Below are 23,419 nucleotides of genomic sequence, written 5' to 3'. Positions count from 1 at the left end.
ACTAAATGACCGAATTAAAAACATTTTTTAACAAAGAGATTGGGGTTTTTCGTAAGTCCTGAAGGTTTGATTGCGAGGATAATCTTGAACAATAATGCTGAAATAAAACTCGGTCGTAAATTGATAAGATATGGCGTTTTTTTATTTTTATTAGGCTTAATAACGGGGTTTATATTACCTTTAATGCATAATCCCAGAATGGGGCTTTCCAGTCATCTTGAGGGAATACTCAATGGTATTTTCCTAATTCTATTAGGATTAATATGGCCGCAATTAAATTTATCAACACGTGTACAGAGTTGTGGATTCGTTCTTTCTCTATTTGGCACCTATACCAATTGGGCAACCACTTTTTTAGCCGGAATGTGGGGCGCTGGTGCAGAAATGATGCCTATTGCTGGAGGTAATTTCTATGGGTTAGGCTGGCAAGAAGTGCTCATTAAATTGGGATTAATTTCCTTGTCATTGGCAATGGTTCTCGTCTGCTGCATAGTACTTTGGGGCCTGAGGGGAGCTACTCACAAAAAAAGTGAAAAAGAGATCTAATACGATACTCTTCTACTGTAAGTTTTATAGTTTGTACTATAGCGAGCAGCTTCAGCTCTGTATGCATTCCTTAACATATTTTTTGTGTGGCGGCAGTTGTATACCACTTTTCTCCAAGAAGGATTTGCTCCCACCAGCTCAGCATTTTTGACGCATTCATTTCTTGCCATTCCACCGGCTGTAACACTAACGCATCAGCCATTCGTTTTGACAAATCATACATCGCAACTCGTTTAGGAAGAGAGTCTTTCTCCCATTCATTAATTGCTTGCTGAACATCTTCATATTTCTTGAGATGCTCACTGAGGCTTAATGCATCCTGAATGGCTAAGGAAGCACCATTTCCTACATGGGGGCGTAATACTGTGCTCGCATCACCTAATAAAAGCGCTCCATCAGTCACAAGACGATAAGCACAGAAATCCACAATTTTCTGCATAAAAGGAGATTGAGTATCGAGGATTATTTGAGCTGCAGCCTGGGGTAACTTGTCATGTGCTAATTGATAGAGATGTTCTTTAGCTTTTACAGAAAAGTCGATAAAAGATGTTGGACCCAAATCTTCTAGATCCTCAAGAGCAATTTTTTCATAAAAAACCCAGTTCAATTTATTTTTTTTGTGATGATATACCGGATAAGTTAATAAATGTCCTTTATTAAAACAGTAATAAAGTCCTTGCTCATTAAAAAGAGTTTTATTTTGTATTCGTTCAAATTCCAAGGTCCCGCGCCATGCAACATAACCTGAATATTCTGGTTGCGCATTGGATATCAACTGTCTTCCAAAGGATTGAACACCATCGGCAAAAACAATTAAATCAAATTGCAGTGTTTTTCCAGATTCTAAAGTAATTTGGCCGGGGCCTTTATCCTTGAGTTTTACGTCTATAACCTTAACACCTTGAAGGTATATTGGGTCTGGTATTCTTTTCCTTAAATTGGTAAATAAAGTATCCCAGTGCAGGCTTGCCATGGAAATTCCCTGTTGCCATAAAAATTTCCCATAAACTGGTTCATTATCTGCCTGGCAATAAAAACTACGTGCAGTGCAAGTATGGGATAATGTGTCTTGATCAATAAGATTTTTGGCGAATAAAGCGTTTAGTAATTCAAGCGAAATCGTAATACCCGCTCCGCGCGACTTTAAATCATCTGCTCGCTCAAAAACTGTAACTTGGAATTGGTCTTTTAATAATAAGGCTAGGGCGCATCCGGCTATAGAGCCACCAATAATACCGATTTTCAATGTAATTTCTTCCTGAAAATTGAATAAATACAGTGGATTATATAAAGTAATCAAACAAAATCAATTAAGAGCAACTATAAGCACCGGGGTTTGTGTTAAACCAAAAATTTTCATAGGCAAAACCATGCTAGAGGCACTCGATGCGGTTTTCAAGCATGATTTGGTGAACGATATAGTCATTTTCCCACCAAACAACCTTAGATATGAGCCACAAAACGCAGGATTCCATTTGTACCTTGGGGACGATTTCTGGCATCTTGTTCAGAGTATACGTTTAAAAAAATAAAGTGGTTTTTGCTAAGACTATAGACCATCCCTGGACCAATTGCCCAAACACTTTCCTTCCGACCCGGGAATCCAACTCCATTAACCAAAGTGTCAGTAATCTGATTGAAAAAGTAGCCATTTACCCCCACAGTGAACTTTTCTAGTACCGCGTAACCTACAGCAATGTCTGCAAAAATAGCCTGTCCTGCTTGAATGGAGTTAACATTGGGTCCAAAGGCAACATTTGGACTATGATTGACACCATTCCACAGATAATGCAATCGCGCGGACGTAGACAATTTAGGCGTCATCCAAAACGTAAAAGCCCAATACGGATTTAAAGACCAAAAACGGCTGCTGGCATTAATTGCATTAATGCTGCTGTATCGTCCTATTGGGGCCACAACATCCAGTTCGATTCGTGAAACAAATAAAGGTCCTTTTCCATCTTTTCGCATAATTGGATCGAATTGCAGCGCAGGCCCAATCCACAAATCACCTGGTCCATTTTCTGCTTTTAACACGCTATTTCCCAATCCATCATCTACACGATCATTAACAACCCAAGGTAAAAGCGCAGAAAAACCTAAATTAGCTCCGAAAATTTTTTTTGTTGTAAGATAAATAAACTGAGTTATATTCGCTACAACATCAAGCTCTGTACGGGGCAGAGAGAGTCTATTGCCCTTGTTGTCGTTAAAGCGATTGGATGTGTAGTACTGAAAATAATCCTGGAAATAAAAGCCTGGGCCAGAAGGAGGCATTCCATCATAAAAACTGGTATACCCCAGATTCACAACCGGTTCATCGTAAGCCAGTGTTGGTGATGCGACCAATACGATTACTAAACTAAAAAAAGAATGCAGTATCCCTTTCCATTGCATAAAAAATTGTCCTTTCTAAATCTGTCTCTTTTTTGGAGTTACTCAATTGATATGTTCTATTATCTTGAACTAAATTATTGTTACTTTGAATGCTACTGCAGAAATATAAGCTTTTTCATGGCTCGGCGTTTTGTTTTGGAAGTTCCCAATCATTCCCTTTTGTATATCCATTAGCCATAATTAAATCATTATTCTTTGATAATTCATGAAATTATGTCTGATTTATGCAAGAAGGACAATATGAAAAAAATTGATTTTTTTATATGAGTCAATGATTAAACGTTAATGAGAGAAATTTAATAAAATGTTTCCCATAGATTTTAGATAAAATCCAAGTAAAGAAAATCACGCTACCTAGGGTCTATTGACGATTGCTTGATTAGCCTACGTTTCGCGCTTTATGCCGGCATCCAGTAAAGGCCGCTTTAAAAATAGGTACATTTTAGTGTGTCTCTTTATAGATCCAGCGCATAAAGCGCGAGAAGTAGGGGGAATTAAATGAAATGTCAATAGACTCTAGTATTTGAATGGAATTAAAAATAAAAAGAATGTAATTTCTTTAATGATATTCAGGAGTATTTGATGGAGGTAAATACAATGCGTACCGCATTTATAGGTCTGGACTATATTATTGATATTATGCATCCGCAAGGCAAGATAGCGCGCTCAGCCGCGCACTCTCAGGAGCGTGATATAATTAAAAAAGTAAATAAAGTTCTTAAAATTGCAAAATTAAAAAATTGGTTAACCATTTTGGTGAAAGTGGGCTTTAGTGCACATTATTCGGAACAACCAAAGCATTCGCCTATCTTTGGTAAGGTTCATGAATTGGATGCTCTGAAGCTTGGCTCTAAAGGAACAGAATTTCATCCTGAATTGCTGATTGGCGAAAGTTTAGTAATGGTGAAACCAAGAATTAGCGCATTTTATGGGACTGCACTTGATGCGGCGCTACGAGCAAACCAAATAGAACGAGTGATACTAGGAGGAGTCAGTACTTCCTGGGCAGTGCAAAGCACTGCTCGCGATGCTCATGATCGTGATTATAAAGTGTGCGTTGTTGAAGATATTTGTGCAGCGGCTAATCAGGAAGAACATCAATTTTCCATCCAATTAATGGAAAAAATAGCGCAAATTGTCACTGTAAATGAATTAAAAGGTATCTAATGTACGTTATTTCCAAGACGATACAAACATTAAAAGATGAAATTCTGATAGGGTCTTTGCTGCGAGGCATCATTGTATTGTGTCCCTTGGCTCTTCTTTATTTGAGTACCAATAACCCTATTTGGCTTCAATCTTCTGTTTTAACTATATCAACTCTTATTGTAGAGGAACGTCTTGAGCTTACTGCATTAGGAGTATTACTTCATGGGTGCATGATCGTTGTAATGTTTTATTTGCTATTTATCACCCAACTTATGCCTGTGCTGTATATTGTCTCATGCACCCTCGCTGCTACGACAGTAATTTTGGTTACAATAAAGGGGGAGAAGTTGCGCCCTTTAGGGAGTTGGACTTTTATTCCTGCCATTATTCTCGCTACAGAGTTTGCTGCAGAGACTAATCCTACGGCAATGTTACATCAGGCTCATCAATTTTTACCTTATTTGTTGATTGCATTGGTCCCTACTATATTGCTTGCCCAATTTGATGAAATAAGCGCATATTACAAAAAACGTGATATTCATTACCACCCATTGCGATTAGGAGGTTTAAATGATTTTGGAGAGCAAAATCCTTATGTTGAAAGCATGATCGCTATGGCAATCGCCGTTTGTATTTCAGCATTTTTGGTCGAATATTTTCAGATGCAAAACGGGCAGTGGATGATTTGGGGGACTGCCAGTGTCGTTACTGGCAATGTAACTACATCACCACAAAAATTGAGTCAACGTATTATTGGTGTATCATTAGGTGTTCCCTTAGGTATTTTATTCGGATTTATTCTTCCCAGCACACCTTTTGATTTGACCTTTGCCATTTGTGGCATTTTTTTAACTTTAGTTTCCTTTCGTCGTTATGTCATTGCATATTCTTTTCGGTGTTTCTTTGTTGCAACAACTGTGATGTTAGTCACTCATTCAGTCAGCGTTGCATCAGAGCGCTTGACGCATGTTATATTGGGCGGGATCATAGGGTTCGGTTCAGTTATATTCTGTCATTTTGCTAACCGTGCACACTCACATTGGATGAAAAAATAAAATTTAAAATGCAAACTTAGCTGAGTTTTTGCGATCATTGTCTTTCTATCTTCTCTGTATTTTAGCAAATTTCTTCTGTATTATTTTAAAGATCATCTGCAATATACCTTACAGGAGGTAAGCATGCGTAGTATTGTTTCTTCAAATTCTCTTAGTGCTATTTTATTGACTTTAATTATTATTCCGACCCGCTCATTGGCAGCACAAAAATCTCATCTTTGATAAGTAAAGGCAAAAAAATAAGATGTCGTAAATTATATTCTAAAAATAAAAAGGCTTGAAAAATGCTTGCTATCGTTGAATCCTATCGTGCTGGTTTACTAACATCAAAATATTGGATACAAAATCTAATTGCTGGATTGATTGTTGGAGTTGTTGCATTGCCCTTAGCGATGGCATTTGCTATTGCTTCTGGTGTCAAACCAGAGCAAGGTCTTTATACCGCAATTATTGCGGCATTAATCGTAGGTATTTTTGGTGGTAGCCGGGTACAAATTGCAGGTCCTACTGGTGCATTCGTTATTATTCTTGCAAATATCACAGCGCGATATGGCATTGATGGTTTGCAAATAGCAACCTTATTTGCGGGCTTTATTTTAGTTTTTATGGGCTTTCTCAAATTGGGGGCAGTGATTAAATTTATACCAGATCCAGTTATTGTCGGGTTTACTGGTGGTATCGGTGTTATTATTTTTGTAGGTGAATGGAACGATTTTTTTGGATTGTCCGTACACATCCCTCTTAATGCACCTTTCTATTTAAAGTTATTATCATTAATTAGAGCATTCCCTCATCTTGATTGGCCAACAGTAGGATTGGCTTCTTTGAGTCTTTTATTGATAATCATTACCCCAAAATTTTTAAAGCGCATTCCTGGTCCTTTAATTGCAATGGTTGTAGCTACGGTGTTACAAACACTTTTCCACTTCAAAAGTGTTGCAACTATCGGCAGCACGTTTGGTGGCATCACGCAAACTTTACCACAGTTTCATTTACCCCAAATCCAATTAGAATATGCTTTTAATTTAATCGGTCCAGCGTTTACTATTGCTTTGCTCGGTGCGATTGAATCACTTTTGTCTGCAACAGCGGCAGATGGCATGTCAGCCACACGCCATAATTCTAATCAAGAGTTGATTGGACAAGGTTTAGCTAATATTTTTTCACCGTTATTTGGTGGATTTGCTGCAACAGGTGCTATTGCGCGAACAGCCACAAATATTCGCAATGGCGGCAATAGTCCTCTCGCTGCGATTGTCCATTCTATATTTTTAATCTTGGTTATTGTGTTACTAGCGCCTTATGCATCTGATATCCCACTGTGTACGCTTGCGGCGATTCTATTTGTTGTTGCATACAATATGAGCGACATACCTCATTTTATACATATGATAAAGCATGCACCAAGTTATGATCTACTCGTATTAATTACGACTTTTTTACTTACTATATTTACTGATTTAGTCGTCGCAGTTAATGTTGGTGTTATTCTTGCAATGCTACTTTTTGTACGTCGCATGGGGCAATTTGTCGCTATTGAGCAGCAGGATCATGAAACACTTAAAAATGAACTATCTGATATTATTTTGCCAAAGGATACGGTTGTATATACTATACAAGGGCCTTTCTTTTTCGCTGCAGCAGAAAAATTAGAACGGGCTTTTATGATCACACATTCCGATCCAAAAAATATTGTCTTTCGATTAAAAGATGTACCTTTTATGGATATTACCGGTTTACAAACATTTATCGAAATAATCGAGGAGTTTCATAAACGTCATATTAATGTTTACCTTTGTGAAGCTAATTCTAAAGTTAAAAAGAAGTTAATGAATATAGGAGTGAGGCATTGGATAAAAGGAGGGCGCATATTTCTCACATTAAAAGACACAATTAAAAAGCTACAAAACTAAAAAACTGGTTGAATCGGCCAAGAGCACTCAATGCAGGGGAGGGCCAGAGACCTTTATTTCCATGCCAGAATTTCTGGTGCTTTACGAGCCACTACAGGGGGTTCACCAGCCGGAATACCTACAATAATTGGTGCAATTGCTGTGATGTCAGAGGGAAGATTTAGTTTTGTTTTCCACTCTGGGGTATTTAATGCTGAAACAGCAAGACCAATGACACAAGTACCAAGTCCTTGAGCACAAGCAGTCAGCATTAAGTTTTCAGCTGCCAACCAACAATCAGCTGCTACAAAAGGACCTTGATATTTACTGTAGATCACAATGAGGGTACTTGCATTATAAAATGCATGAAAATCAGGATTATTAACCAGTTCTTGCAGCGATTTCATTTGCACTTTGGAAAAATTATGGGCTTCAGTATAAATCAGAGCTTTCACACTGTCTGATAAGCGATTTAATGTATCCTGATCTTGAATGATTACAAAGGACCAAGGTTCTTCATGCATCGCTGTAGGGGCTTGAACTGCAGCATCTAGCAATGAATGAATGAGCGAGCGATCCAGCTTTTGCGGTTTATAATTACGTACGGCGCGACGCTTATAAATTGCTTCAATTTCACTCATTAGGGCCTTTTCTTCCTTAATTTTTTTTGAAGTAGCCATAATTTTCTCCATATAAAACTCGTGACTTGTGCAGTTTTTCTATAACATCAATAATTCCTTTTATGGTCCTTAAATTCTGGTTCATCTTCCTACTTTGTCAAGCTCTTTTGCATTCAGAGCAGTGCATAGTGAATATTTCATGAATAATCTCTTATCATATAAATCATTTGATTGTATAATAAATGAATATTTTGGTTATTAATAAGATTAAAAATGGCTTTTAAAGAGTTAATGGAAATTGAACGATTAAAACTGAATAATATCAAAGAACCGAAACAACATAGTGAACTTTTTAGAAGAGTCCAAGAAGAATATATAAAAGAAGTTCAGAGTCTCATAGAACAGTTAAATAAAAGCCAAGATGCTCAACGTAGCGATGTATTAAAACAAATCAAAGAAACGGACCAACTCTATCTTGAAATAAAAGGGATTCGAATTACAGGTCATGTCTTATTCAGTCGTCATGGAAAATGCAGAAGTTGGGAACAAAAGAAATTTGGTTTAAGCCCAAATGCTGCTCTTTCTGAAGAAGCTGAAAAAAACATGGGAGGAACTAGTCAATCCACTGGTGATTTATTATTTTACTCTCCAAGCGAGCATCCTCCCTCAATCGCTGTTTCACCAATGAATCGAGCACTACAAACAGCTGGATTGGTGATTCCAAAGGAAATTAAAAATGCAACAATTGCTGTTCTGCCTTTTTTGGCGGAAAACAGTAATGCACCTTCGGGTTATGATGTTCGTTCTATGGCAGATATGCAGAAGTTATCTGATCAGATTTCCTTTTGGATGTCGCCTATCAAAAAACTTCTTTTAAAGCTATCGTTATGGATTTATAGTGATCAAGACTTCGCTTTGCTTAATAAAAAGAGAAAGAATGCTGCTGAAAAAATACAGGAGCATGGTAATAAGATTCTTCTCGAGGGACTTGATGATGTCTGCCAAGATTTGGATTACGATGGCGACAAAATAGAGGATACTCAAATTTTTATTGGAAATGTAGAACAGCGAGATTGTTGGTTGTTTGGACATGGAAAAAATTTCAAAGCCTTTTTTCAAACAGTTTTAGGAATTACGTTAGATTTTGATTATGGCGAAACACGCCGTGTTTATAAGGTAGAAGATGAGAATCATAAATCCTCATTATTTGTTCCTCCATATGTGATGCTCATTGATCAAGAAACTGGAAAAATTAAAGGAGAATTTACGGGCGTCATCGGCTCTTCTTTGCAAAAGGAATCTGAAACTCTATCTAAGAAAGAGTTATGTCCAAAGATATCAAAGGCGATAAGCAGTTTAGGAGGTTCAGTTGTAACGCAAGAAATCCAGCAAGAAAATGCTTTGCACGATCCAACAAATATTGGGTTGCAACCCGATTCAAAAATTCAGTATCTGGAGAGCGAGCCTTTGATAGCGAAAAAGCCCTGAATTTGGCGCTCATGACTCTAGCGCATTGTTCTTATCAGATTTATGTAATTATAAAAAAATGATAAAGTCTCTATAAGACACAGCTGCATAAAGGTGGATGGATACCATGTACGATGCAATTATTTTTGATTTTGACGGGGTTATTTTAGATAGCGAACCCATTCATTATGAAGCATGTTGTTATGTTCTTAAGTCACTAGGAATAAGTATAGATTATTCCGAGTATATGGAAAAATACTTAGGTTTAGCTGATAAAGATATGTTCCCCAAGCTATTGCACAATGAGGGTATTAAGATTTCTGATGTGGAAACTAAACGTTTGATTCAGCAAAAAGCGGAGGTTTACATCAAAATTATTAATACCCGAAACACCCTCCCTCTGATTGTAGACTTTGAGCAATTTATTTTTAAAATTGCTTCCAAAATAAATAAAATTGCCATTTGCAGCGGATCCAACCGTGACGAAATATCTGCGGTACTTTCACGAGTAAGAGAGGGTAAATTGCATGAATATTTTGATGCAATTGTGACAATTGAGGACGTACAGAGTGGGAAGCCTTCTCCTGAAGGTTATTTATTAGCAGCTAAACGTTTAAATGTTATTCCTAGCCGGTGTTTAGTAATCGAAGACACACTGCATGGAATAAAGGCAGCAAAAGCCGCCGGAATGCAGGTAATTGGGTTGACTACAACCTATGACCGACATCAGTTTTTAATTGCAGATCAAGTTATTACAGGTTATCGACAATTATTAAGCAGGGTTTGGTAAGGTGCGTATTTTTTGCAGCATTCTATGAGTCTATTGATTTGCCAACCAATCTTCATAGGTTAGAGCAAAGCGTAAATGATCACACCATATACCATTAATTTTTAAGTATCTTGGTGAGAACCCCTCCTTGAGAAAACCATTTTGGGTGATTAAGTGGATGGATGCAGCATTCGTTGGTTGAATGTTTGCTTCAATGCGGTGCAGTTTGAGTCCTAAGAATATTTCTTTTAAAACCAGTTTTAATGCGTGACTCATTAAGCCTTGGCTTGCATAAGTTACTGATGCAAAATATCCCATATAGGCGCTTTGAAATACGCCTCGAATCATTTCACTAATGTTGAATACCCCGATAATGTGATCGTTTTGATTTAATGCCAAAAAACATCGTTGATTTTCTTGCTGGAATTTTTTTAGGTAGATTTGGAATTCCTCATGAGTTTGGGGGGCTGTAATAAAAGGGTAGTGAAAATCCCGGCTTTTCTGCATGGTTAAGAGAAAATTCGCTTCATCATGTTGATCTAATTGGCGCAGATATATCTTATTTTTAGTGTGCATAGGGATCGACATTTTGGGAAATATGAAATTTTATCATAGATCTTATGCCGGGTTTATCCTTTAACACTCCTGCCTGGAATTCGCTGATAAATTAACGGTAATACATAATTTGAATCACTCTATTTTTTGGGATAAAATCGCGCGAAAAATAACAGGTTACCAGCTCTAAATGATTATTTTGAGATTCAAACAACAAACTTGAAGAAAATGAATTAAGGCAATATGAACAAATTATGCTTGGGAATTGTGTTATTTTTTTTCTTAATCGGGAATTCAATGAGTATGGCTATGGACATAGTAACTGTGGAACAACCTGAATACCGTCAGGTTCTAAAGAGTAAAGCCCAAGAAGTGCAGTTTCCTTTAAGTCAGGATGATAAAGATTTAATCACAGCCATGAAAAGTAAGTTGCATGAGTTAGGTGGGGTTGGTTTGGCGGCACCTCAGGTTAATTTTCCGAGAAGAATCATTACAGTGTACATTCCTGAAGAGGCGACTTTATTAAGGGATAATGTTAAAAAATTCTATCCTATGCATGTGATGATTAATCCAAGCTATGAACCCGTATCAGGTTCTGTAATACAGCAAGATATAGAAGGGTGTTACTCTGTTTCCAGCAAATCCGGGAAGGTCCCGCGATATGAACAAATCACCGTGAGCTATTATGATGAGTCAGGCCAGTTTCATCAGCACATTGAAGAAGGATTTTATGCTCGTGTTTTGCAGCATGAAATTGATCATTTAAACGGCTTTTTAATTACCGATCGCCTTACTCCAGATTGCATCCAAGGTTCTCTTGAAGAAATGATGGCTTTACGGCGAGAATCCTTGCCCCCTGAAAAAAGAGCTCTCTATGATCAGGTTATGGCTCGCAAGGCAAAAAAATAGGTTTGTATCTAAAAGATTAAATTATATCGCATTGTTAGTATGAAGCTGAGAGTTGCTTTTTAATAATTCCGCTAAATTTTGAGCGGTAAGTTGGGCTTTTGCTTGTTCATATCCTGCTTCAGTAATTTCTTTGTATTTTTTAAAATCCAAAATACCGAACTGGTCTACTTTTAAAGTGATGCCATAATCAGCCATAGCCATCATTTTCGCAGTATTTTGATGGGAGCTAATGGTTAATAACCGCAACACCAACTCACCTAAATTAATGGGCAATATTGATTCTTTCCCCATGAATTTGTTGTAAAGCAACTTCCAACCTGAAAGAGAATAAGGTATTGGAGTTAATTTGAAGAGGCTACTGTTATTATTCACATTTGAGGCAATAATTTTACTACTATGAGAATACTGCCTCATGACATCAGTAGGTATATTATTCAATACACCGCCATCAATAAGCAGTCTGTCATTAAACGATACCGGTGGGTAGATAAAGGGTAGGGATATACTGGAGCGAATTGATTCCCATAATCGTCCTCTATCATGAATGTATAAATTTTTGCTGATTAAGTCTGTTGAGACACAAAAATAGTTCAGCCACAAATCTTCGATTTGACTGTCCTCACCATAGAGTTCAATTAGGCTGTCTGTGGCTCTTCTGCCTGTAGCAATAGCAATATAAGGGAAGGTAAAATCAATTTTTGCTCCTTTGATTAAATATTCTTCAACAAGTTTTAAGAGCTCACTTGAAGAATATCCCATCGCCAAAACAGCAGCAAGCATTGCTCCCATACTTGTACCGGCAATATAGTCCACCGGTATTCCACGCTCTTCTAATAGCCGATAAACACCTATGTGCGCAAGACCGCGTGCTCCACCACCGCTGAGTACTAAGGAAATGGTATTGTCGGTAAAGATTCGCATCATGCGAGATATACCTTCATCTGTATTGCTTCGAACATGAAAATGACTGTTGACGGTGCGTTTTTCTAACCAGCTTTTAGTATTTCGAGGTGGGTTTGCAGTTTGATGCAGAAGTACTAATACGTTTCGTTTAATAAAATTATGCTGCATGTGTAATATATAATGTTCTACTTCAGATAAATCAGCATCATGTTCTTCTGCAAGCGCTAAATAGGCGAGCGAATCTGCTTGACGGGCACAAAATTTAGTCCAATTAGTTATCGTTTCATCCGCTAAATAAAAAATAAAAGAGTATTCTTTTTCGATTTGGTTAATCCATAAAATTCCCTCATTACTCATATTTCCATTATCATCCAGGAGGCCAGGTTTATTTTCTAGGAAACTGCTAGTTAATAAAAGAATTTTTTCCCCATAAGAATAACGAAAAATCATTTCTTGTAATTGAAATTCGAGATCTTTTATGGGTCTTATTGGAATTAAAGCAATTGATTTATTACGTGAAGAGGCAGCATGAATTCCCTGTAGTGAATCGGTTAATCGCTTAATTGTGAATTGAGTTATTTTATTGAGTAGTTCAGGATATGATCTGCATAATTTTAGGAAATTTTTCTTCGATAATTTTAAGATGATACTATCGCGCAATGTATAGACATTAGCAGAGCGGGGTAAATCAGATAAAAGGGCCATTTCACCGATGATTGCCCCTTCATGTAATTCGCCTTGAAATGTCACATTTCCTTCGGTATCTGTTACCTGATAGTAGAGACGTCCTTTAATCAGGATGTAAAGATCATTCATGTTTTCCCCTTTTTGAATCAAAAGGGAATCAGCAGTTCGAGATTCTATCTCCAAAACACGGGAAAGTTTTGAAAGACATGCGTCGCTCATGCAACTAAATGGTTCATGCTGCTTAATGAATTCAAAAATTTCTTTTGGTGTGAATAGAGGTTGATTCATATCTTATTATTAATAGTGCGTTAATTATTCTTAATTATAGACAGTGTTTTTAATTAAGGTTGCTTTGCAAGGCTAAGTCCTGTAAGTAATAAACCTTATTAATGTATTGAGTAATAATTTATTCTTTTACCAAGGAAAGAAGAGAAAGGTTCAGTGCTACATCATTACAGTGAGTTTGATGTTGATGAACGAACTGGAACTGATTTGCGTATCGCAGTTCTATCGAGCGGCCTGCTTGATTTTTACAGGACTTACGAAAACCCCCAATCTCTTTGTTAAAAAATGTTTTTAATTCGGTCATTTAGTCTATCTAAACTCCCTCATTAAAAACATTTTTTGCCTCGACCTTGAGATTTTTCGTAAGTCCTGTTTTATTTGCCGGATTCACTTTAAGGAAAACCATTAATTTCCATAGGCGAACTTGACAAAATTAAATTTTACTTCCTAAAATGCAAGTGGCTAAATTATATTTTGCCTATAGCATATTTAACTAACTCTAAAAGGAATTAAGTAAATGAATAAATTACAATTAACAGGCGTTGCTTTAGCAATTGGTGCTGCTTCTATGTTCGCTATTGCTCCTGCTTTTGCAGCAGATGAAGCTTCTACTGGTATGGTAAAATGCCAAGGTGGTAACGCTTGTAAAGGACAAGGCGCTTGCAAAACTGCTGACAATGCTTGCAAAGGCCAAAACGCTTGCAAAGGCAAGGGAATGACTGAAATGACTAAAGAAGACTGCCAAAAAGCTGGTGGCACTGTTGTTCAATAATTTCAATTGAAATTCGCATTGCTCCAGGCATGAATTGCATGCCTGGTTTCTCTTCATCCCCGGATTTAATACATGGATAGCCCAAAATATAAAGTGACTCAAAAAATGCCCTTTTTAGGGTTTGGACTGGGATTACGACCCGATTATTATGAAGAAATCTTGGCGCAAAAGCCTGATTTAGATTGGTTTGAGATACTTACCGAAAATTATATGGTTCCGGGGGGAAAGCCACTTTATTACCTTGACCAAATACGAGCTCATTATCCAATAGTAATGCATGGTGTTTCTCTTTCATTAGGAAGTACGGATCCTCTGGATAATGACTATTTAAAGCAGCTAAAGGAACTCGTTACTCGAGTCGAACCAGTATGGGTTTCTGACCATTTATGCTGGACAGGCGTTAACGGAATAAATGCACATGATTTGTTGCCTGTTCCCTATACTCGTGAAGCGGTAAATCATATTGTATCGCGAATTCAGCAAGTACAAGATATTTTAGGACGCCCGATTTTAATTGAAAATGTTTCTAGTTATCTAACTTACAAACAATCTGAAATGTCAGAATGGGAATTTATCCTAGAAATTGTAAAACAGGCGGATTGTTATATTCTATTAGATGTAAATAACGTTTATGTTAGTTCTGTAAATCATCAGTTTAACCCAATGGATTATATTTTTGCTATGCCTCCCGAGCGTGTTGCCCAAATCCATTTAGCAGGCCACTCGAATCATGGTGATTACATTATCGATACGCATGATGCACCAGTAATTCAACCCGTCTGGGATCTTTATGCTGCAACATTACAGCGCTTGGGGCCGATATCGTCGATGATTGAACGGGATGATAATATGCCTCCTTTTGCAGAGTTACTAGCCGAAATCAATCATGCAAGACGGATTGCAGAATCAATTTTGGTTGAAGAGGTGCTTGTATGAATGAGCTTTTTCACTTAGAAGATCAATTTCAAAAGTTTCTATTATCAGGTCGGGCAGAGATTTATGATTCAATTGTCCAAACTGAATTAGTTTCGGTGGATACTCGCTTAGGTATTTATCGTGACGCGTACAAACTTCGACTTATTGAGAGTTTAAGTATTAATTTTCCTGCATTGTATGCTTATTTAGGGACTGAGGAATTTAACAAGCTATCAACTTATTATATTGACGCCCATCCTTCTTCTTATCGTTCGATTCGCTGGTATGGTGATTTATTATCCGATTTTATTAAGCACAATTACTCACAATATCCTTATTTAGCAGAGCTTGCTGATTTTGAATGGAAAATGAACTGGGCTTTTGATGCTGCTGATGAACAGGTTGTACGGGTTGAGGATATGGCCGCAATTCCTCCTGAAGCGTGGGCAGATTTACAATTTATGCTTCATCCATCACTACAAAGAATCAATTATTTATGGAACATAATTCCTCTTTGGCAGGCTTTAATTCATGATAGAGAGCTTCCTGAATTGCAACATAGTCCGGAGCCTACAGCCTGGGTCATATGGCGCGCACCGGAATATAAGATTCAATTTTACAGCTTATCTCAAGAAGAGGCTTGGGCTTTGGATAGCTTATCACAAGGACTATCTTTCGGGGCTCTTTGTGAAGGACTATGTCAATGGATACAACCCGAAGAAGTAGGTATGAACGCTGCTTCTTACCTAAAGGGCTGGATTCAAAAGGGTATGATATCGCAATTACTCATTGCAGATTAGCTACTTGGTTTCCAAGAAGTTACTTTCTATTGCGAGTTAATCTCTCTCGTAGCATAATATGTGAACATCTTGTGTTCTATAGATGGGAAATCGGGGGAGAAAAATTCAATGTCTATGAGTAAAATAATAATTAGCAAGGAACAATCCACGGCTAATCCCAGCTTCAAAGATGATCCCACTATAGAGTTGCAAGAAAGAATTATTGATAATCCTGCCAAAGGTAATTGTGGTTATTATGCCTTCGCAATTGGCTTAATTAATATTATTCAGCAAGAAGGAACTGGAATAACTTTTGACAAATGGGTCCAATTGGATCCCTCTATAAAGAATTATTATGATGCCATTTGTAAATTTGATTTTGATAACCCTGATAACAAGTTACTCGAAGTATTACAAAGAACATTAAGATTAATTACTTACAATTTACAGATCGACGAATTACGCTGGGCATGCACTTCAGCGAAAAAAGAAGATGAATATAGAGCATTGGTTGCAATTAGTACTTATAGAAAATTTGCTGAAATGTATCATGGTACTGATTTAGATCCTCGTTTCAACCAGTTTGTTTCATCCGTTGACATTAAAAATGCGCTCAAAAAAATTGATCATTCAAGAATTGTAGCGGAGCATGAATCATTAGTGTTAGCGCCATTATTTATATCATTAATTTATGGTGAAGAGGTCGCTCCAGAAACTATTACAGTATCGACCGAACCCAAATTTAACTCTCCCATAATTCTGGCATTACACAGCATCACTCAAGATTTTGTATGGGCAACTCATTTAGAACTGGATTATTTAGCTAATGCATTTGAGGTAAATCTGCATACGCTGGAAAATGGGGTGCAGCAATATGAGTACAAGGACTTGCCTTCTCAACATACAATTACGCTAAATAATCAGCATAATATGCATTGGACTACAAAAGTAACAATGGCTAAATCACGAAAATCTTCAGCTCAACCTGGCGATTCTTCTGGAGGCTCTGCCCTTGGTTTAAGCAGCAAAAAAATAAAAGCTATAGACTCAGAACCTCATGTCAAGAAACAAACTAGGGAAGAAAAAGATGCCATAGCATTAACAATTCAAGATGAAGATTTGCAGAAAACGAAAACAGGTACTCAAAAGAAAACTGAGCCTGTAAGAGCGGATGTTGAAATAAAACAAAATAAAAAGCGGGGTAAACTCCAAGAATTTTCCAGTAAACCTTCTCTTTTCAGGCAACGTGAAGAAATATCGTTGGCGTTAATTACTTCAAATGCGGAGCAAAAAGAATTGAATCGGTTAATCCGCATAGTCAATAGAGCGGTGGTGGATTATTGTTCTTACAGCGATGGAATTCTTTTTTCAATTTTCCATAGACACGGTGAATCTGGCAGGAGAAGAGCTCGGAAGTTTAATGGAGAGTTTTCTCTGCTTAACAAAGAGTTTTCTAAAATTAATGGTGAGTTTTCTTCCATTACCGCTCTTATTCAAGCCAAGGAAATGTTAATTGATTATCTAAAAGATGGTAAAAACGGTAGGACTCACCCTCATTCATTCAGGACTATGTTATTGCAGGGATTATTAACAAACAAATTGGAGAGGGAAATGGATTTAAAATATGTTTCTAAAAATTATTCCAATCTCTTAGCCGAATTTGAAGAACTATTAATTCCTCATAGAGGGCATCAATATATTAATTAGGCTAATTTCATTGATCTCAACATTCATTAAAATTGTAGCCTGGATAGGATCAATCCAGGTTACGCTTCTATTTTTCCATGGTTCGTTTTCGACTCATTAAAGTAAGAATAGGTGGGAGTAAAGAAATAAAAATAATGCTGTAAATTACTATCGAGAAATTTTCTTTTATTAATGGAATTGATCCCAGAAAATAACCTAAGCTCAACAGACTGAAGATCCATATTAAGGCACTAACCAAATTGTATAGCGAAAAATGAAGAATGTGCATCGATCCTATACCCGCAACAAATGGAGCAAAAGTACGTATGATAGGAAGAAAACGTGCAAAAATTATCGTTTTTCCTCCATGTTTTTCATAAAATGCATGAGTTTCTTGTAAGTGTTTTTTATTGAGTAACCAGGATCTATCGGTGAAAAAAATACGTGGCCCGAGCAAACGACCAATCATAAAATTGATTTGATTTCCTAAAACTGAGGCAAAGAAAAGCAGGATAAATAAAATCGATATATTTAATGGGTTTCCTGCTTGGGCTGCTATACTCCCTGCAGCAAAAAGCAAGGAATCTCCAGGTAAAAAAGGTGTCACTACAAGCCCTGTTTCACAGAAAATTACTGCAAATAAAAGCAAATAGGTCCAAAATCCATAAGTTGTGACAATGGTATTTAAATATACATCAATGTGAATTATGTAATCAAAAATAGAGTTTAAAAGCATTTTATGTTTAAATTGGATTAAATAAAGTAAATATTCTTACACACTTATTTCTTAATTAATATAAATTTTATATCTACAGCTTAATATGTTGTTACTATTCTTTATATAATAAACCATTATAAGGATTATGATGAAAACTTTATTTCATCTTGCGTTTCCAGTGCATGACCTCGCTTTGGCGAAACAGTTTTATCATCATCAGTTGGGTTTTTCATTAGGACGTGAATCCGAGCATGCATTGATTTTAGAGTTTGGCAATCATCAAATAGTAGCACATAAAATTGACACCATTCTTCCTCCACAAGAAGGCATCTATCCGAGACATTTTGGCTTAATTTTTCTTGAGCGATATGAGTATGATGCTTTTCTAGAACAAGTTAAGAAGGAGCACATTTCCTTTGAGATTCCATTGAAAACACGATTTAAAAATACTCGAATTGAACATCAATCTTTTTTCTTGAAAGATCCCAGCAATAATTTACTCGAATTTAAATATTATGAATTTGGTTCAGCTATATTTGGTGAAAAAGATTATAAAAAAATTGGCGAGTCATTTTCTCAGAAATGAATTAAGAGCAATGACATAAAAATCGTCCCCCGGGGTTTCATTTCGCTGCACCCGATCTACAGGGTAGTTATAATGAAATGCAACTTCTCGACTTGCATTATCAAAACAAAACGAATCATTCCTATTCGTGTAGTGATTTTAAGAATTTCCTCTGTATCATAAGGATAACCAAACAAATCTCCTGCTTGTTTCGATTAATTTGCCACAGAGCTCGTACGAAAATCTTGATAAGGAGCAAGCCATTAACCCTCCAGGATGGTCTTGCTCCTTTTGAAAGGTTAAAAATAATCATATAAAACAGATATGTTGAATAACAGTTTTCGTAACCTTACAATGTCTATTATGAGAGGAGTTTTCAAGTCAAGGATGCTTGGTGCGTTTTTTATTCCCTATCAGCTTATTCTTAAGCGCCATTCTTTTATTTAGCATTCAACCCATGGTCGCGAAATCTTTGTTGCCTGTTTATGGGGGAACACCGGCAGTTTGGACTATTTGCATGTTCTTTTTTCAGGTGATATTACTGTTTGCTTATGGATATGCCGTAGTACTTGGTTTTTTTGATAAACCGATTGCATGGCGACTAACGCACAGCGTTCTCATTTTTTTAAGCTTCCTTGCTGTGCCTATTTTATTTCGACCTTTAATTAATAGTGAAAGTCCTGAATGGGGTATTTTATCTAATTTGTTAATCGAACTGGGATTGCCCTTACTAGTTATTGGAGCCTCAGCCCCTTTACTACAATTTGCTTACAGCCAAACTAAGGAAAAAGGTGCTGCTGATCCTTATTTTTTATACGCTGCTTCTAATCTGGGAAGTCTCTTATCTTTATTACTCTATCCCTGGGTAATCGAGCGTTTTATAGGGCTCAAGGAGCAATTTTATTTATGGAGCATAGGCTATGTAGTTTATGTAGTTCTATTGTTTATTATTCTCTATGCCAATCGTTATCAATCATTGAAAAAACAAAATGAAGTCATTGCCACCTGGCCTTGGCAGAACATGCTGTATTGGATTTTTTTAAGTTTTGTCCCATGCAGTTTAATGCTTGGAGTGACTCTATATATTACTACGGATATTGCAGCAACTCCTTTATTTTGGGTACTACCCCTGGCTCTATATCTACTCACTTTTGTGCTTGCATTCACCAATAATTCCTTGATTTCATTTAAATGGATAGCACGAAATAGTATTTTTTTTCTTATTTTTCCAATTGTTGGATTTATTTTAAATGCGGGGCAAGTAAATATTGGGCAAAGTATTTTATTTCATTTGTTGAATTTTTTCATTTTGGCGTTACTTTGTCATCGCCAGTTATTTTTAGATAGGCCTATGCCCGAATTGCTGACGTTATTTTATTTTTGTTTGGCCCTTGGTGGGGTATTAGCTGGAGTATTTAATGGAGTTTTGGCCCCACATTGGTTCAATGGGATTTATGAATATCCTTTAGCAATTTTACTGAGTCTTTTTGCTTTGCCCCAATTGCCAATGAAGAATGGCTGGTGGGTTCCTGTGGTGGTTCTGATTGTTTTGTTGTTTCATTACTGCATCATTGGTGTTCATTGGCCTGGTGGTTTTTCCTCATTTCAAGTGTGTGCCTTTTTGGCGTTAATTATTATAGTTATCTGGCAAAAAAGTAAAATTAGTTTGATTTTATCTTTATTGATTTTATTTGGGTTTATTTTTTCACCATTATCACAAGATGATACAGTTTTAATGCAGGTACGCGATTTTTATGGAGTAAAAAAAGTAATAGATAAACAAGGAGTCCATGTCTTAATCAACCAGTCTACAGTGCATGGGTTACAAGTTGTTGGAGAGAAAAAACCTAAAGGACTGACTTCTTATTATGGAGCGACTAAACCTATAGTTGATGCAATGCAACAAAAAAGGAGCTCTTTATCAGTAACAATCATTGGATTAGGGGTTGGTACCATGCTCTGTCAATTTCGCAAAGAGGATAAGGTTAAAGTAATTGAAATTGATTATCAGGTCATTGACCTTGCAAGTAATCCCCAATTGTTTACTTACTTACGAGATTGTTCACCAAATGTGACTATTATGAAAAGCGATGGACGATTAGCCGTAGAACAATTACCGGATCACTCTCAAAACTTATTAGTTATAGATGCGTTTAGTTCAGACTCAATTCCAGTGCATTTATTAACCCTTGAAGCATTTATTTTATATCAACAGAAAATTACTGAAGACGGCGGTATATTGATTCATTTAAGTAATCGACATTTGCAATTATTACCAGTGATTAATGCTGCGGGTAGGTCTTTGAGCCTTCTTAGTATATTTTATGTAAATTATAAAAGTATTTTGGCGTTAGGTCAGTTTAATTCGGAGTGGGTTTTTTTGACCTCGAAAGAAGATCTGGCTTTTCAACTTATGAAAGGGAGCAATTGGCGGTTTAATGCAAGCGACGAACAGTTTTTATGGACTGATGATTATTCTAATTTAATTCCATTATTCAAGTGAAAGGAAGTGGAACCTGCATCAAATAGAGTTAAGCCCTGCCTCGTTAAAAAAGGAGGCAAGCAATCCGCATATAATTAAACGTCAGCTAAGTTTCCCTTGGTCTCTAACCAGACTTTTCTATCGCTTGCCCGTTTTTTATTTAGCATCATATCCATAATTGCTTCGGCTCCTACCTCATCATCCATGGTGAGTTGAACCAATCGCCTGGTATTGGGATCCATAGTCGTTTCACGTAGTTGTATGGGATTCATTTCACCTAAACCTTTAAACCTTTGGACATTGGGTTTAGCTCGAGTTGTTTGTGCCAAATGGTTGAGAATACGATTTTTTTCTTCATCATCCAGTGCATAATAAACATCTTTACCTGCATCAATTCGATAAAGTGGTGGCATAGCAACAAATACATGCCCAGCTTGGACCAGAGGCTTAAAGTGGCGTAAAAACAAAGCACAAATCAAAGTAGCAATATGTGCACCATCTGAGTCTGCATCTGCGAGAATGCATAATTTGCCATAGCGAAGACCGCTTAGGTCCGAAGAGCCAGGATCTACTCCTATCGCTACGGAGATATCATGAATTTCCTGAGATGCCAGGACTTGTGACGAATCCACTTCCCAAGAGTTAAGAATTTTTCCGCGCAACGGTAAAATGGCCTGGAAATCTTTATTACGTGCTTGTTTTGCTGATCCACCTGCGGAATCACCTTCTACTAAAAATAATTCGGCCTGACTGAGATCAGTAAGCAAGCAATCAGCCAATTTACCAGGGAGAGCGGGGCCTTGACTTACTCGTTTGCGTGCTACTTGTTTTGCTTGTCTTAAACGTTTTTGTGCGCGCTCGATTGCCAAAGAAGCAATCGTCTCACCTTGATTTCGATGTTGATTGAGCCAAAGTGCAAAAGCGTCTTTAACTACATTACTGACAAAAGCAGAAATTTGACGAGAGCTTAAGCGTTCTTTGGTTTGTCCTGCAAATTGTGGTTCTTTCATTTTCACCGATAATACATACTGACAGGGCTCCCAAAGATCATCTGCTGTAAGTTTTATTCCTCTAGGTAGTAAATTTCTTAGCTCACAAAATTCTGCCATAGCATCAAATAAGCCGGAGCGTAAGCCATTAACATGGGTACCGCCTTGAATTGTTGGAATTAAATTTACATAACTTTCACTAAAACCACTGCTTGATCCATTAGACCAAACCAATGCCCAATCAACTGTTGCTTCATCGCTTTTGAATTCACCTGTAAAGGGTTCTTCAGGTAAATAATCTCCATCGGGCAATGATTGATTTAAATAATCAATAAGACCCTGTTCATAGCACCAATGCATTTCCTCATTAGTTGCTTTATTAATAAACGTCATAGACAAACCCGTGCAGAGTACAGCTTTTGCTCTCAGCACATGGGTTAAATGTTTTACGGAGATACGTGTGGTATCAAAATACTTTGGATTGGGCCAAAAGCGGATAATTGTGCCGGTGTCTCTTTTTTTAGTGAGTCCTGTTTCATTGAGTTCGCATAATTTATCGCCATTGGCAAAAGACATTTGGTACACAATTCCATTGCGCTTGATGGTCACATCAAGACGGTCAGAAAGAGCATTGACTACAGAAACCCCCACTCCATGCAATCCACCTGAAAAGCTGTAATTTTTATCAGAAAATTTACCTCCAGCATGTAATCGAGTCATAATGACTTCAACGCCACTTAAGCCTAATTGTGGATGTAAATCTACAGGCATGCCGCGACCATCATCCTCTACTTCAATAGAACCATCTTCATGAAGCGTGACACGGATATGACTTGCAAAGCCAGCCAGTACCTCATCCACACTGTTATCAATCACTTCTTGAGCCAAGTGGTTGGGACGCGTTGTATCGGTATACATGCCAGGGCGTCGTTGAACAGGTTCAAGTCCACTTAAGACTTCAATAGCTTGGGCAGTATAGTTTTCTGACATGGGTTTTTCTCAAATCAAAGTTAGGTTTATTTTACCATATATTATGATACAGTAGACGAAAGACGAAAAGTTACTTTGTAAATCTATTATAAAGATCCCCTGTTCTGCAAGCAGGATGTTGTTATTGAAGCCTGGATTGGGCGAGCCTTAATCCGGGAAATGAGTAAAGATGATTTCCTGGGGCATACTTTGACTCCTGGCCATCAAGTTAAGGGAAAAACTTTCGTTCCCGTGAAGGTGGGAACGATTTCTAATAAGGCACAGTGCCAATCGAAGAATAGATTCCAGC

Annotated in this window: 20 protein-coding genes; 13 read left to right on the top strand and 7 right to left on the bottom strand. The window is 37.2% G+C overall.

Going from position 1 to position 23,419, the window contains the following annotated elements:
- Positions 1-84 precede the first annotated feature (84 nt).
- Positions 85-546: a hypothetical protein gene (locus tag DGG96_RS03510; protein WP_199739203.1), complete on the top strand. Its 462-nt coding sequence runs from the start codon at positions 85-87 to the stop codon at positions 544-546.
- Between the two features lie 70 nt (positions 547-616).
- Here the strand turns inward: DGG96_RS03510 and DGG96_RS03505 are convergent, their stop codons facing one another.
- Both DGG96_RS03505 and DGG96_RS03500 read right to left on the bottom strand, forming a co-directional pair.
- Positions 617-1,846: an FAD binding domain-containing protein gene (locus DGG96_RS03505; RefSeq protein WP_240610427.1), complete on the bottom strand. Its 1,230-nt coding sequence runs from the start codon at positions 1,844-1,846 to the stop codon at positions 617-619.
- A gap of 143 nt (positions 1,847-1,989) precedes the next feature.
- The gene (locus DGG96_RS03500) at positions 1,990-2,943 is read right to left on the bottom strand and encodes a SphA family protein (protein ID WP_110141589.1); all 954 of its coding nucleotides are present in this window, start codon (positions 2,941-2,943) and stop codon (positions 1,990-1,992) included.
- A 582-nt stretch (positions 2,944-3,525) separates the two neighbouring features.
- Between DGG96_RS03500 and DGG96_RS03495 the strand changes: the two genes are divergently transcribed.
- The 3 genes from DGG96_RS03495 (at position 3,526) to DGG96_RS03485 (ending at position 7,060) form a co-directional block, all read left to right on the top strand.
- Positions 3,526-4,110: a cysteine hydrolase family protein gene (locus DGG96_RS03495; protein WP_233590451.1), complete on the top strand. Its 585-nt coding sequence runs from the start codon at positions 3,526-3,528 to the stop codon at positions 4,108-4,110.
- Positions 4,110-5,147 (top strand): FUSC family protein, encoded by a 1,038-nt coding sequence (locus tag DGG96_RS03490; RefSeq protein WP_110141588.1) that lies wholly within the window; start codon positions 4,110-4,112, stop codon positions 5,145-5,147. The genes DGG96_RS03495 and DGG96_RS03490 overlap by 1 nt, the downstream gene beginning before the upstream one ends.
- A 284-nt stretch (positions 5,148-5,431) precedes the next feature.
- Entirely contained in the window at positions 5,432-7,060 is a 1,629-nt protein-coding gene (locus DGG96_RS03485; RefSeq protein ID WP_110141587.1) for a SulP family inorganic anion transporter, read from the top strand.
- Between the two features lie 53 nt (positions 7,061-7,113).
- On the opposite strand, the gene DGG96_RS03480 is transcribed toward DGG96_RS03485, so the two are convergent.
- Positions 7,114-7,719, bottom strand: a complete 606-nt coding sequence (locus DGG96_RS03480; protein WP_110141586.1) for a nitroreductase family protein — start codon at positions 7,717-7,719, stop codon at positions 7,114-7,116.
- Between the two features lie 213 nt (positions 7,720-7,932).
- Here DGG96_RS03480 and DGG96_RS03475 point away from each other — a divergent pair, with 213 nt between their 5' ends.
- Together DGG96_RS03475 and DGG96_RS03470 are read left to right on the top strand one after the other, a co-directional pair.
- Positions 7,933-9,147 carry a histidine phosphatase family protein gene (locus DGG96_RS03475; protein WP_110141585.1) on the top strand — a complete coding sequence of 405 codons (1,215 nt, stop codon included), beginning with the start codon at positions 7,933-7,935 and terminating at the stop codon, positions 9,145-9,147.
- Between the two features lie 106 nt (positions 9,148-9,253).
- Complete coding sequence (locus tag DGG96_RS03470; RefSeq protein ID WP_110141584.1) at positions 9,254-9,916, top strand: HAD family hydrolase; 663 nt, start codon at positions 9,254-9,256, stop codon at positions 9,914-9,916.
- Between the two features lie 30 nt (positions 9,917-9,946).
- On the opposite strand, the gene DGG96_RS03465 is transcribed toward DGG96_RS03470, so the two are convergent.
- Entirely contained in the window at positions 9,947-10,471 is a 525-nt protein-coding gene (locus tag DGG96_RS03465; RefSeq protein ID WP_110141583.1) for a GNAT family N-acetyltransferase, read from the bottom strand.
- A gap of 282 nt (positions 10,472-10,753) precedes the next feature.
- On the opposite strand from DGG96_RS03465, the gene def reads away from it, so the two are divergent.
- Entirely contained in the window at positions 10,754-11,359 is a 606-nt protein-coding gene (gene def, locus DGG96_RS03460) for a peptide deformylase (protein WP_110141627.1), read from the top strand.
- Positions 11,360-11,380: 21 nt separating this feature from the next.
- Here the strand turns inward: def and DGG96_RS03455 are convergent, their stop codons facing one another.
- Positions 11,381-13,237 (bottom strand): patatin-like phospholipase family protein, encoded by a 1,857-nt coding sequence (locus DGG96_RS03455; protein WP_110141582.1) that lies wholly within the window; start codon positions 13,235-13,237, stop codon positions 11,381-11,383.
- A gap of 514 nt (positions 13,238-13,751) precedes the next feature.
- Between DGG96_RS03455 and bufA2 the strand changes: the two genes are divergently transcribed.
- From bufA2 to DGG96_RS03435, 4 genes are all read left to right on the top strand, one after another.
- Positions 13,752-14,006 (top strand): BufA2 family periplasmic bufferin-type metallophore, encoded by a 255-nt coding sequence (gene bufA2, locus DGG96_RS03450; protein WP_110141581.1) that lies wholly within the window; start codon positions 13,752-13,754, stop codon positions 14,004-14,006.
- 72 nt (positions 14,007-14,078) lie between these two features.
- A complete protein-coding gene (gene bufB / locus DGG96_RS03445) occupies positions 14,079-14,942 on the top strand; it encodes an MNIO family bufferin maturase (protein ID WP_110141580.1) in 864 nt (287 codons plus the stop codon).
- Positions 14,939-15,721, top strand: a complete 783-nt coding sequence (locus DGG96_RS03440) for an HvfC/BufC N-terminal domain-containing protein (protein WP_110141579.1) — start codon at positions 14,939-14,941, stop codon at positions 15,719-15,721. Before bufB ends, DGG96_RS03440 begins: the two co-directional genes overlap by 4 nt.
- A gap of 108 nt (positions 15,722-15,829) precedes the next feature.
- Positions 15,830-17,407 (top strand): hypothetical protein, encoded by a 1,578-nt coding sequence (locus DGG96_RS03435; protein ID WP_110141578.1) that lies wholly within the window; start codon positions 15,830-15,832, stop codon positions 17,405-17,407.
- Between the two features lie 67 nt (positions 17,408-17,474).
- Here DGG96_RS03435 and DGG96_RS03430 read toward each other — a convergent pair whose 3' ends face one another.
- Positions 17,475-18,122, bottom strand: coding sequence for a DedA family protein (locus DGG96_RS03430; RefSeq protein ID WP_110141577.1), 648 nt, complete (start codon positions 18,120-18,122; stop codon positions 17,475-17,477).
- Positions 18,123-18,249: 127 nt separating this feature from the next.
- Here DGG96_RS03430 and DGG96_RS03425 point away from each other — a divergent pair, with 127 nt between their 5' ends.
- Together DGG96_RS03425 and DGG96_RS03420 are read left to right on the top strand one after the other, a co-directional pair.
- The gene (locus tag DGG96_RS03425; protein ID WP_233590453.1) at positions 18,250-18,690 is read left to right on the top strand and encodes a VOC family protein; all 441 of its coding nucleotides are present in this window, start codon (positions 18,250-18,252) and stop codon (positions 18,688-18,690) included.
- A 370-nt stretch (positions 18,691-19,060) separates the two neighbouring features.
- The gene (locus DGG96_RS03420; protein ID WP_165831571.1) at positions 19,061-21,172 is read left to right on the top strand and encodes a fused MFS/spermidine synthase; all 2,112 of its coding nucleotides are present in this window, start codon (positions 19,061-19,063) and stop codon (positions 21,170-21,172) included.
- A 74-nt stretch (positions 21,173-21,246) separates the two neighbouring features.
- On the opposite strand, the gene parE is transcribed toward DGG96_RS03420, so the two are convergent.
- Positions 21,247-23,130 carry a DNA topoisomerase IV subunit B gene (gene parE / locus DGG96_RS03415; protein ID WP_110141574.1) on the bottom strand — a complete coding sequence of 628 codons (1,884 nt, stop codon included), beginning with the start codon at positions 23,128-23,130 and terminating at the stop codon, positions 21,247-21,249.
- Positions 23,131-23,419 lie beyond the last annotated feature (289 nt).

Source organism: Legionella qingyii (assembly GCF_003184185.1).
Note: the sequence above shows the minus strand (reverse complement) of the source record. Positions and strands in the feature narration are given on the sequence as shown.

What these genes read in the sequence shown, in the direction of transcription:
- DGG96_RS03490 (WP_110141588.1), top strand. Translation starts at nt 4,110, where the DNA reads ATGTACGTTATTTCCAAGACGATACAAACATTAAAAGATGAAATTCTG.
- DGG96_RS03495 (WP_233590451.1), top strand. Translation starts at nt 3,526, where the DNA reads ATGGAGGTAAATACAATGCGTACCGCATTTATAGGTCTGGACTATATT.
- def (WP_110141627.1), top strand. Translation starts at nt 10,754, where the DNA reads ATGGCTATGGACATAGTAACTGTGGAACAACCTGAATACCGTCAGGTT.
- DGG96_RS03425 (WP_233590453.1), top strand. Translation starts at nt 18,250, where the DNA reads ATGATGAAAACTTTATTTCATCTTGCGTTTCCAGTGCATGACCTCGCT.
- DGG96_RS03475 (WP_110141585.1), top strand. Translation starts at nt 7,933, where the DNA reads ATGGCTTTTAAAGAGTTAATGGAAATTGAACGATTAAAACTGAATAAT.
- DGG96_RS03485 (WP_110141587.1), top strand. Translation starts at nt 5,432, where the DNA reads ATGCTTGCTATCGTTGAATCCTATCGTGCTGGTTTACTAACATCAAAA.
- DGG96_RS03470 (WP_110141584.1), top strand. Translation starts at nt 9,254, where the DNA reads ATGTACGATGCAATTATTTTTGATTTTGACGGGGTTATTTTAGATAGC.
- DGG96_RS03500 (WP_110141589.1), bottom strand. Translation starts at nt 2,943, where the DNA reads ATGCAATGGAAAGGGATACTGCATTCTTTTTTTAGTTTAGTAATCGTA.
- bufA2 (WP_110141581.1), top strand. Translation starts at nt 13,752, where the DNA reads ATGAATAAATTACAATTAACAGGCGTTGCTTTAGCAATTGGTGCTGCT.
- DGG96_RS03465 (WP_110141583.1), bottom strand. Translation starts at nt 10,471, where the DNA reads ATGCACACTAAAAATAAGATATATCTGCGCCAATTAGATCAACATGAT.
- DGG96_RS03435 (WP_110141578.1), top strand. Translation starts at nt 15,830, where the DNA reads ATGTCTATGAGTAAAATAATAATTAGCAAGGAACAATCCACGGCTAAT.
- parE (WP_110141574.1), bottom strand. Translation starts at nt 23,130, where the DNA reads ATGTCAGAAAACTATACTGCCCAAGCTATTGAAGTCTTAAGTGGACTT.
- DGG96_RS03440 (WP_110141579.1), top strand. Translation starts at nt 14,939, where the DNA reads ATGAATGAGCTTTTTCACTTAGAAGATCAATTTCAAAAGTTTCTATTA.
- DGG96_RS03430 (WP_110141577.1), bottom strand. Translation starts at nt 18,122, where the DNA reads ATGCTTTTAAACTCTATTTTTGATTACATAATTCACATTGATGTATAT.
- DGG96_RS03455 (WP_110141582.1), bottom strand. Translation starts at nt 13,237, where the DNA reads ATGAATCAACCTCTATTCACACCAAAAGAAATTTTTGAATTCATTAAG.
- bufB (WP_110141580.1), top strand. Translation starts at nt 14,079, where the DNA reads ATGGATAGCCCAAAATATAAAGTGACTCAAAAAATGCCCTTTTTAGGG.
- DGG96_RS03480 (WP_110141586.1), bottom strand. Translation starts at nt 7,719, where the DNA reads ATGGCTACTTCAAAAAAAATTAAGGAAGAAAAGGCCCTAATGAGTGAA.